Source organism: Mucilaginibacter sp. P4_G9 (assembly GCF_056400985.1).
The window spans coordinates 1-8,803 of record NZ_JBFUKF010000216.1 but is presented as its reverse complement, the minus strand read 5'-3'; the positions used below and the strand labels follow the sequence as shown (position 1 = coordinate 8,803).

8 protein-coding genes are annotated in these 8,803 nt (G+C 42.8%); 5 read left to right on the top strand and 3 right to left on the bottom strand.

Annotated features, from left to right (window positions below; translation table 11 throughout):
- Nucleotides 1-441: 441 nt before the first annotated feature.
- From AC1DPZ_RS17220 to AC1DPZ_RS17205, 4 genes are all read left to right on the top strand, one after another.
- Complete coding sequence (locus AC1DPZ_RS17220; protein ID WP_477405599.1) at nt 442-1,152, top strand: pirin family protein; 711 nt, start codon at nt 442-444, stop codon at nt 1,150-1,152.
- Nucleotides 1,153-1,244: 92 nt separating this feature from the next.
- The gene (locus tag AC1DPZ_RS17215) at nt 1,245-2,021 is read left to right on the top strand and encodes an MlaE family ABC transporter permease (protein ID WP_477405597.1); all 777 of its coding nucleotides are present in this window, start codon (nt 1,245-1,247) and stop codon (nt 2,019-2,021) included.
- 7 nt (nt 2,022-2,028) lie between these two features.
- Nucleotides 2,029-2,814, top strand: a complete 786-nt coding sequence (locus tag AC1DPZ_RS17210) for an ABC transporter ATP-binding protein (RefSeq protein WP_477405595.1) — start codon at nt 2,029-2,031, stop codon at nt 2,812-2,814.
- A complete protein-coding gene (locus tag AC1DPZ_RS17205; RefSeq protein ID WP_477405593.1) occupies nt 2,811-3,599 on the top strand; it encodes an MlaD family protein in 789 nt (262 codons plus the stop codon). Before AC1DPZ_RS17210 ends, AC1DPZ_RS17205 begins: the two co-directional genes overlap by 4 nt.
- A gap of 65 nt (nt 3,600-3,664) precedes the next feature.
- Here the strand turns inward: AC1DPZ_RS17205 and AC1DPZ_RS17200 are convergent, their stop codons facing one another.
- The 3 genes from AC1DPZ_RS17200 to AC1DPZ_RS17190 all read right to left on the bottom strand — a co-directional run bounded on the left by AC1DPZ_RS17200 (nt 3,665) and on the right by AC1DPZ_RS17190 (nt 5,046).
- Entirely contained in the window at nt 3,665-4,078 is a 414-nt protein-coding gene (locus tag AC1DPZ_RS17200; protein WP_477405591.1) for a hypothetical protein, read from the bottom strand.
- Nucleotides 4,079-4,340: 262 nt separating this feature from the next.
- Nucleotides 4,341-4,646 carry a DUF2752 domain-containing protein gene (locus tag AC1DPZ_RS17195; RefSeq protein WP_477405589.1) on the bottom strand — a complete coding sequence of 102 codons (306 nt, stop codon included), beginning with the start codon at nt 4,644-4,646 and terminating at the stop codon, nt 4,341-4,343.
- Nucleotides 4,639-5,046 carry a DUF4199 domain-containing protein gene (locus AC1DPZ_RS17190; RefSeq protein WP_477405587.1) on the bottom strand — a complete coding sequence of 136 codons (408 nt, stop codon included), beginning with the start codon at nt 5,044-5,046 and terminating at the stop codon, nt 4,639-4,641. Before AC1DPZ_RS17190 ends, AC1DPZ_RS17195 begins: the two co-directional genes overlap by 8 nt.
- Nucleotides 5,047-5,204: 158 nt before the next feature.
- On the opposite strand from AC1DPZ_RS17190, the gene mfd reads away from it, so the two are divergent.
- Nucleotides 5,205-8,558: a transcription-repair coupling factor gene (gene mfd / locus AC1DPZ_RS17185; RefSeq protein ID WP_477405601.1), complete on the top strand. Its 3,354-nt coding sequence runs from the start codon at nt 5,205-5,207 to the stop codon at nt 8,556-8,558.
- Nucleotides 8,559-8,803: the final 245 nt, after the last annotated feature.

Sequence of the window (8,803 nt, the reverse complement as noted above, 5' to 3'; positions counted from 1 at the left end):
GGTCAAAATCGACCACCTGCTGTCTTAATATTTTATGCTGAAGATCAATTTTTATCCTTACAAGGATTAAAACTTCAGCAAAAAAAGGTTCGCGCAGCAAAATGTGGAGCAATTTACTGCCAATAAGTCCGGTTGAACCAGCAATAATAGCTTTATTTGCCATTGATACTTAATTTTTTGCAAAAATACACATAATTAAATCAATGCAATTTCGGCAGAGTTGGGTTTCGCGCAAATACGCTAAGGTGCAAAGATCGCTTAAAAACCTGTGATTTAATTTGAGCTTTACCGTCAACATGCTAATAATAAAACTTTTATATAAAAATTGCCTTGAGGCTTCATCGGCAGCTTGATCCTTTGCGCCCTAGCGCGCGATTAAACCATTTAAATCCATTGGCATAACTATTGTATGTTTAAACGTATAAAAATGGAGACAAAAGAATGAAAACATTATTTTATGCCGAAAGTAAACGCGGCAAAAATGATATAGGCTGGTTAAAAGCAAACTTTTCTTTCAGCTTTGGGCCGTATTACAATTCCGAACTAATGCACTTTGGTGTTTTAAGGGTTTTAAATGATGATACTATAGCCGGGGGTAAAGGTTTTGGCTTGCATCCGCACGATAACATGGAAATAGTAACCATTCCGCTGGAAGGGGGATTGGAACACCAGGACAATATGGGCAATAAAGGTGTGATTAATGCCGGTGATGTGCAGGTAATGTCGGCCGGTACCGGAGTTTATCATTCAGAATACAATGCTTCGGCAACGGATGCCGCTAAAACGCTCCAGATCTGGCTTTTCCCAAAGGAAAGAAATGTACAGCCAAGATATGATCAAAAAAGCTTTAAAAACGCCTTTAAAATAAATGAATTAACTGTTATGGTATCACCGGATAAAGGAGAAAATACCCTTTGGCTGCACCAGGACGCTACCTTTAGCATGGGTACTTTTGAAGCTGGGAAGCCACTTAATTATGTTATAAAAACGCCGGGCAACGGTGCATACGTGTTTCTGTTGGATGGCAAAGCTAAATTAAATGGCACCATTTTAAACAAAAGGGATGCTATGGGTGTTTATGATAGCAGTTCATTTACAATTGAAACCGAAGAACTTTCCCGTTACCTGATCATTGACGTACCAATGTCATAAACCTGCAAGCCGGCCCCTAAAGGTGAATTTTCCTGAACTGCAAAACATTTTGATAATGCATTGTTGTATTTGTCAAATTATTAACCTAACACATGGCAGAACAAGTAATTACCGGGTGGCGAAAGTGGATGATGGACATTGGCGAACAGTGCGTTTTCTTCGGCAGGTTTTTAAGAAACATATTTGTCGGCGGCTTTGAATGGTCGGAGTTTGTGAGGCAATGCTACGAAATTGGCTACCGCTCCATGATGCTGGTAGGTATCACCTCCTTCATCATGGGGTTTGTGCTAATCCTGCAGTTAAGGCCATCTCTTGTTGCGCTTGGAGCCGAAAGTATGTTACCCAGAACGCTTTCTGTATCCTTTATCCGCGAAATGGGGCCGGTAATTACGGCTATTATCTGCGCCGGCAAAATAGCCTCCAGCATAGGTGCCGAGTTGGGCAGCATGAAAGTTTCTGAGCAAATAGACGCCATGGAGGTATCCGGCGCAAACCCTATACAATATCTTGTAGTTACCCGCATCTTAGCCACAACGCTAATGGTTCCTCTTCTGTCGGTAATTGGGGACGTTATCGGCCTTTTTGGGGGCTTCCTGGCTCTTAATATTACAGATAGCATTAGCTTTTCTCTGTATTTTCATAAATGCATTAGTGCCCTTGATTTTACCGATTTTTTACCAGCACTTGTTAAAACGGTGTTTTTTGGCTTCGCAATAGGTTTTGTAGGATGTTATAAGGGCTATCACTCCAATAAGGGTACCGAGAGTGTGGGTATTGCCGCAAACTCAGCGGTGGTAACGGCATCGCTTTGGATCTTTGTTATTGATGCTATAGCCGTTCAGATCACCAGTTTGTTGTTTTACAGATAAGATGGCAATGGAAAAAGAAAATATCGGAGCGAGAAAAAAATCATCAACCATTAAAGATGAGGTGGTTATACATGCCAATGGTTTAAAAAAATCCTTCGGCGACAAAGAGGTATTAAAGAATATAACATTTGATTTGAAGCGGGGCGAGAATGTGGTGGTGCTGGGCAGGTCGGGCGAAGGAAAATCGGTAACCATACAATGCGTGGTTGGCATGCTAAAACCGGATGGGGGCGATCTGAATGTTTTTGGCGAGGATGTTGCCGGCATGAGCGACGATGAGCTAAAGCAACTGCGCGTAAAAATTGGTTTCCTGTTCCAGGGCGGGGCATTGTATGACAGTATGACCGTGCGCGAGAACCTCGAATTTCCGCTAACAAGGGTGCTTAAGCTTAAAAACCAGGCCGAGATAGATAAAAAGGTAGAAGAGGTATTAGAGAGCGTAGGATTGCTTGATTCGATCGACAAGTTACCGTCTGATCTGTCGGGGGGAATGCGGAAAAGGGCTGGCCTCGCCCGTACGCTCATAGTACATCCCGAGATTATGCTGTATGATGAGCCGACTACAGGATTAGATCCCATTACATCGCGCGAGATCAGCGAGCTGATACTCCACATGCAAAAAAAATATAAAACATCATCTATTATTATTACACATGACCTGGAATGTGCCCGCATTACAGCCGACCGGATTATGGTGATGGATAACGGAGAATATATAGCCGAAGGCACCTGGGCAGTGCTGCAAAAATCGGATAATGAACTTGTAAGATCTTTTTTTAACGAAACACCATGAGAACCACATCATCGCAAAAAATAAAAATCGGCCTGTTCACTTTCACCGGATTGGTGGTACTGATGCTGGCCGTATTTTTTATAGGCAACCAAAAAGGGTTGTTTAATTCCACATTTAACGTTTATGGAACATTTAAGAATGTGAATGGTCTGCAGGTTGGCAATAATGTGCGTTTTGCCGGCATCAACGTTGGTGTAGTACAATCTATTAATATCATAACCGATAGTTCAGTAAGGGTTGACCTGACGCTAAATGAAAAGGTAAAAAAATTCGTAAAAACCGACTCTAAACTGAGCATTGGCAGTGACGGTTTAATGGGCGATAAGCTTGTTGTATTAGCCCCCGGAGGCATAACCAGCAACCAGGAAATACAGGATGGGGGCAGGCTTACCTCTATAAACCCGGTAGATGTGGACAGGATAATTAGCAAGCTTACCAGGGTAGCTGATAATGCGGAAACAATGACAGCAAGCCTGGCTGAAATTGTAGCCAAGATTAACAGCGGCAAAGGAAGTATCGGTAGGTTGTTGAACAGTGATAATTTGTCGAGAAGCCTGGAGAGCACGGTAAAACAGGCGCAAACTACCATGAAAAATGTACACGCCACCACCGGTACCCTAAATGAAGACCTGAAGGCAGCACAATCCAACTTCCTGCTGAAGGGTTTCTTCAACAAGAAGAAAAAAGCCGCAAAAGCCAAACAGGATTCTATTAGAAAAGTGCAGGAGAAGGCACAAAAGGAGAAAGAAAAAGTAGCTAAGGAAAAAGCGGAGGGGGATAATTAAGGTCGAAAAAAACGGCAACAATATAAAATATGGTATTCGATTGCGAAATGACTTAATTAAGGTTACTAATTAGAGGGCTTTACCAGCAAAGCCAGAACAGAGGCGTCGAAAATATTGGCAAAAGCATTAACGATGCCATTGCCTTTAACCGTTTTTTTGAAATCTTCAGGATAAAAAATATGGTCAACACCAAGGGCTTTTAACAGGCTATCCACTTTGGTATGTTCCTTGCTTTTGTAGCAGCAGATTTTTATGTTGCTGTATGATGGGTTTGATTGCAGCCGCCGTAATATTTTTTCTATGTCGCGGGTAAGGTGGTCATAATCCAATATCACCACGTTGGGCTTTTGCTCATGGATGGATGGAAAAATATGGCTTGTTACCGAGATGTGCCGGAATTGTTTATTATCAGGAGAAAGCTCAACCGAAAATGTTTCAGGAGCAACCAATAGTACATTCTTGGACCGTACGCGGATCATAACCAATTAATTAGGGGACTTAAAAGTAACTGATATAGTTCGCTTTGTCAACAATTTATTGCGTTTTGTAATAAATTTAATACCAAATGCTATATTTTATTACAAATCTAACACCCCAACCGCCGTGTGTTTCTTCCTGGGAAATTAATTTAATTTTGGATGTGGTATTTACGGGTTCACGCTCCCTGTTATGTTTTGCTTAAAATCCGCTAAAGCGTTCCATTTGTGATAAAACAGCTTGCCACATTGTAATTTCTGATGGTTAAGTCATAGGGAATTTTGGTTTTGATAAAAACCTATCCCGCCCCAATACAAAAATCCTGTAAAATATGATCAGCACAGCAGGTATGCCCAGCCAATGGGCATGAAAGGAATTGAGGACCTGGCCGTGGAACAGGTAAATAATGGAGTGGCCCAGACCACAGCCGGGGCACCAGGTAAAGCCCAATAGTTTTAACGGACACAATGTAAAATGCGATGTGGCCTGCGGCGACGTAAAAGCCAGGCACAACATCGCCGTTATCCAGAAAACAAGTTCAAAGTATTTTGAAAAAAGCCGTTTAATCAACCTTGTTGGATTTGTTCATAAATAGTAAAGATACTGCAAACGCCAATAATACACCAACTAACAGTGCACCGAAGATACGGCCCGAAAAATCACGCAAAGTATTATCTGTTGATACATAGCTGAAATATAATATGCCGCCAAAAACAGTTATTATACCACCGGCAATCAATATTTTAAAGCTTTGTACCAATGCTTCTAAAAAGCCCATCTGGCCTTTACAGTCGGTTTTGCGATAGCTCCAGATACCTATTAATAACCCGGTAGCAGGGATAAGGAACGAAAAATATTCAAATGGAGCAACGGTGTCTTTATCGGGAGTGACCCCCATGGCGTGGGATACAAACATCCAGATAATACTCAATAGGCCAATGAAAACGCCCCATACAATTGCATTCTTCATGATGATTTAATTTTAGTTGAAAATTTAGGTTGAACTCCAGGAAAATATTACTTGAATTTATAATTTAAAAGTAATTAAGCCCCCATATTGTTTGCATATTTTACACAAATTACATCGATTTATTTAGAAGGGCTTTTTTGCGTACATTTGCGGCAGTTTTGAATATCCGTGATATATTAGATAGATATAAAGCTGATGACAGGATTAAAGCATTGGCCACCGCGCTTAATGCTTCCAAAAATCCAAGGGTACAGCTTCGTGGTTTAGTCGGATCGAGTGATGCGGCCATGGCGGTAGCATTGTATTTTTTGCAACACAAGCATATGGTGTTTGTACTGCCCGAGCGTGAAGAAGCCGGCTATTTTCAGGCCGACCTGGAGAACCTTACCGGCAAAGAAGTACTGCTTTTCCCATCATCATACCGCAAACCATTTGAATTTACCCAGCCCGATAGCAGCAATGTGCTTGCCCGTGCCGAGGTGTTGAACGAGCTTAACCATTCGTCTGAATTTGGCCAGCTGATTGTTACTTACCCCGAAGCGCTTGCCGAAAAGGTAATAGACCGTGCATCGCTTGAGAAAAACACCCTGGAGATTGCAGTAGGCAACAAACTAAGCATCGACTTTATAAATGAGTTTTTAATAGAATACGATTTTGACCGGGTAGATTTTGTTTACGAACCGGGCCAGTTTTCTGTAAGGGGCGGTATTGTGGATATTTTTTCTTTTTCCCATAACCTGCCTTACAGGGTAGAGTTCTTCGGCGATTTTATTGAGTCTATCCGCACATTTGAGATAGAAAGCCAGCTATCTGTTGAACAGGTAAAAAGCATCACTATTGTGCCCAATGTACAATCTAAATTTTTAACAGAAAGTAATATTTCGCTGTTAGAATATGTGGATACAGGTACGCAGGTATGGATAAAAGACGTACAGTTTACGCTGGATATCATCCAAACCGGCTTTAAAAAGGCAACAAATTTGTGGAAAGCATTATCGGCCGATGAAAAAACGCAAAACCCGGACTGGATAGACCCTAAATTTGGCTTTACCGATGAGAAACTGATTGCTGATCAGCTGCATGATTTCCCGGTGGTTGAGTTTGGCAAGCAATTCTTTTACCAGCCAAGCGCGGCTATCAATTTTGATCTGCGCCCGCAGCCGTCCTTTAATAAGGATTTTACATTGCTTATCCACAACTTTAAAAATAACGAGGCAGAGAAGATAGAAAACTTTATTCTTACCGATTCTTCAAGGCAGGTAGAAAGGCTATATGCTATCTTGGATGACCTTGATAAAACGGTAAAGTTTACACCGATAAGTATTTCGATAAGAGAAGGCTTTGTTGATCATGAACAAAAACTGGCCTGCTATACCGATCACCAGATCTTCGATCGTTATTATAAATATAAGCTCAAAAAAGGTTACCAGCGTTCGCAGGCTATTACCCTGAAAGAACTGCGCGACCTTAAGCCGGGCGATTACGTAACTCATATTGACCATGGCATTGGCAAATACGCGGGCCTGGAAAAAGTGGAGGTTAATGGCAAGCAGCAGGAAATGATCCGTCTTATTTATGCTGATAACGACCTGCTATACGTAAACATCAACTCGCTTAACCGTATCTCTAAATACAGCGGCAAGGAGGGTACCATTCCCAAAATGAACAAACTGGGTACCGATACCTGGGAGCGCCTCAAGAAAACCACAAAAAAAAAAGTTAAAGACATTGCCCGTGACCTGATAAAGCTTTACGCCCTGCGCAAAGCCCAGCATGGTAATTCCTTTTCGCCGGATAGTTACCTGCAAACCGAGTTAGAGGCGTCATTCCTTTACGAGGATACCCCCGACCAGGAAAAAGCTACGGCAGATTTTAAAAAGGACATGGAATCGCCGCATCCTATGGATAGGCTCATCTGCGGCGATGTGGGTTTTGGTAAAACCGAGGTTGCTATTCGTGCCGCGTTTAAAGCAGTTGCCGATAGCAAGCAGGTAGCCATACTTGTGCCTACCACTATTTTGGCGGCCCAGCATTACAAAACATTTACCGACAGGCTCAAAGGATTTCCCGCCAATATCGATTATATTAACCGGTTTAAAACCAGCAGGCAGATTAAGGATACCTTAGAGAAACTGAAGGATGGCAAGGTAGATATCATTATAGGCACACATCGCCTGGTGAGTAAGGATGTGAAGTTTAAGGACCTGGGATTAATGATTATTGACGAGGAGCAAAAGTTCGGTGTTTCAACAAAAGAAAAGCTGAAACAAATGCGCGCCAATGTAGATACGTTAACGCTTACCGCTACACCCATACCGCGTACCCTGCATTTCTCACTAATGGGAGCCCGCGATCTGTCTATCATATCAACCCCGCCACCAAACAGGCAGCCTGTAGTTACCGAACTGCATGTATTTAACGATAAGCTGATAAAAGAAGCTGTTGAATTTGAGATTGAGCGCGACGGGCAAATCTTTTTTATCCATAACCGGGTTGCCGATCTGCCTCAATTAGGGGGGATGATCCGCAAATTGGTGCCTAAAGCCCGCATCGGGATAGCTCACGGACAATTAGAAGGCGATGCGCTGGAAGATGTGATGCTTAAGTTTGTAAACCATGAGTACGATGTACTGGTGGCTACAACTATCATCGAAGCTGGCTTGGATATCCCGAACGCCAATACCATTATTATTAACTATGCCCATATGTTTGGCCTCAGCGATCTGCACCAGATGCGCGGCCGCGTGGGCAGGAGCAACAAAAAAGCATATTGCTACCTGTTGAGCCCGCCATTATCAACGCTCACCAGCGAGGCCCGCAAGCGCCTGAGTGCCATTGAAGAGTTTAGCGACTTAGGCAGCGGCTTTAACGTGGCCATGCGCGACCTGGACATTCGCGGCAGCGGGAACCTTTTAGGCGCCGAACAAAGCGGCTTTATTGCCGAGATCGGGTTCGAAATGTATCACAAGATCCTGGACGAAGCCATTCAGGAGCTAAAGGAGGACGAGTTTAAAGGCGTGTTCCCGGATGATAAGCCAAGACCATATATTGCTTTTACCCAGATTGATACCGATCAGGAGATATTGATCCCGGATGAGTATGTAACCAATATTGCCGAACGTTATAACCTGTACACCGAGCTATCCAAACTGGAAAGGGAGATTGAATTATCTGCCTTTCAACAGCAACTGCATGACCGTTTTGGACCGATACCGCCACAGGTACATGACCTGCTGAACACCATGCGCCTGCAATGGATGGGCAAAGCCATCGGTTTCGAAAAAATCTCGTTAAAAAAGAATGTGCTGCGCGGCTACTTCATTACCGATCAGCAATCAACCTATTTTGAAACAGAGGCGTTTCATAACGTGCTGGCCTTTGTACAGGGTAATCCCCGCCGCACCAATTTAAAGGAAGTTAAAAACACCCTGCGACTGAGCGTAGAGGGTGTTCATAGCATTGACCAGGCATTGCTGTTTTTGAACGAGATGGCGGGGTTGGTTGGGGTTTGATCTTCAGTTCCAGGCCACCTCTGAAGCCAAAAAATCGGGAAGCTTCCCGATTTTTAATTTTATTGTTAGTTCATGTTAGTTCAAACAGGCTTGTCTGGCTAAACAATATTATATCGTTTAGCTCTTCAAGTATCTCTAAGAATCTGTTTAAATTTGATTTATTAATGTTTTTATGCTTCTAATGAAGCACGTAACCATGCGTCATTGCGAGGCACGAAGCAATCCTCAACTATGCAGGGCGGATT

Excerpts from the sequence above, each read along its gene's own strand:
- AC1DPZ_RS17215 (WP_477405597.1), top strand. The coding sequence starts at position 1,245 with ATGGCAGAACAAGTAATTACCGGGTGGCGAAAGTGGATGATGGACATT.
- AC1DPZ_RS17205 (WP_477405593.1), top strand. The coding sequence starts at position 2,811 with ATGAGAACCACATCATCGCAAAAAATAAAAATCGGCCTGTTCACTTTC.
- AC1DPZ_RS17210 (WP_477405595.1), top strand. The coding sequence starts at position 2,029 with ATGGAAAAAGAAAATATCGGAGCGAGAAAAAAATCATCAACCATTAAA.
- AC1DPZ_RS17220 (WP_477405599.1), top strand. The coding sequence starts at position 442 with ATGAAAACATTATTTTATGCCGAAAGTAAACGCGGCAAAAATGATATA.
- AC1DPZ_RS17190 (WP_477405587.1), bottom strand. The coding sequence starts at position 5,046 with ATGAAGAATGCAATTGTATGGGGCGTTTTCATTGGCCTATTGAGTATT.
- AC1DPZ_RS17200 (WP_477405591.1), bottom strand. The coding sequence starts at position 4,078 with ATGATCCGCGTACGGTCCAAGAATGTACTATTGGTTGCTCCTGAAACA.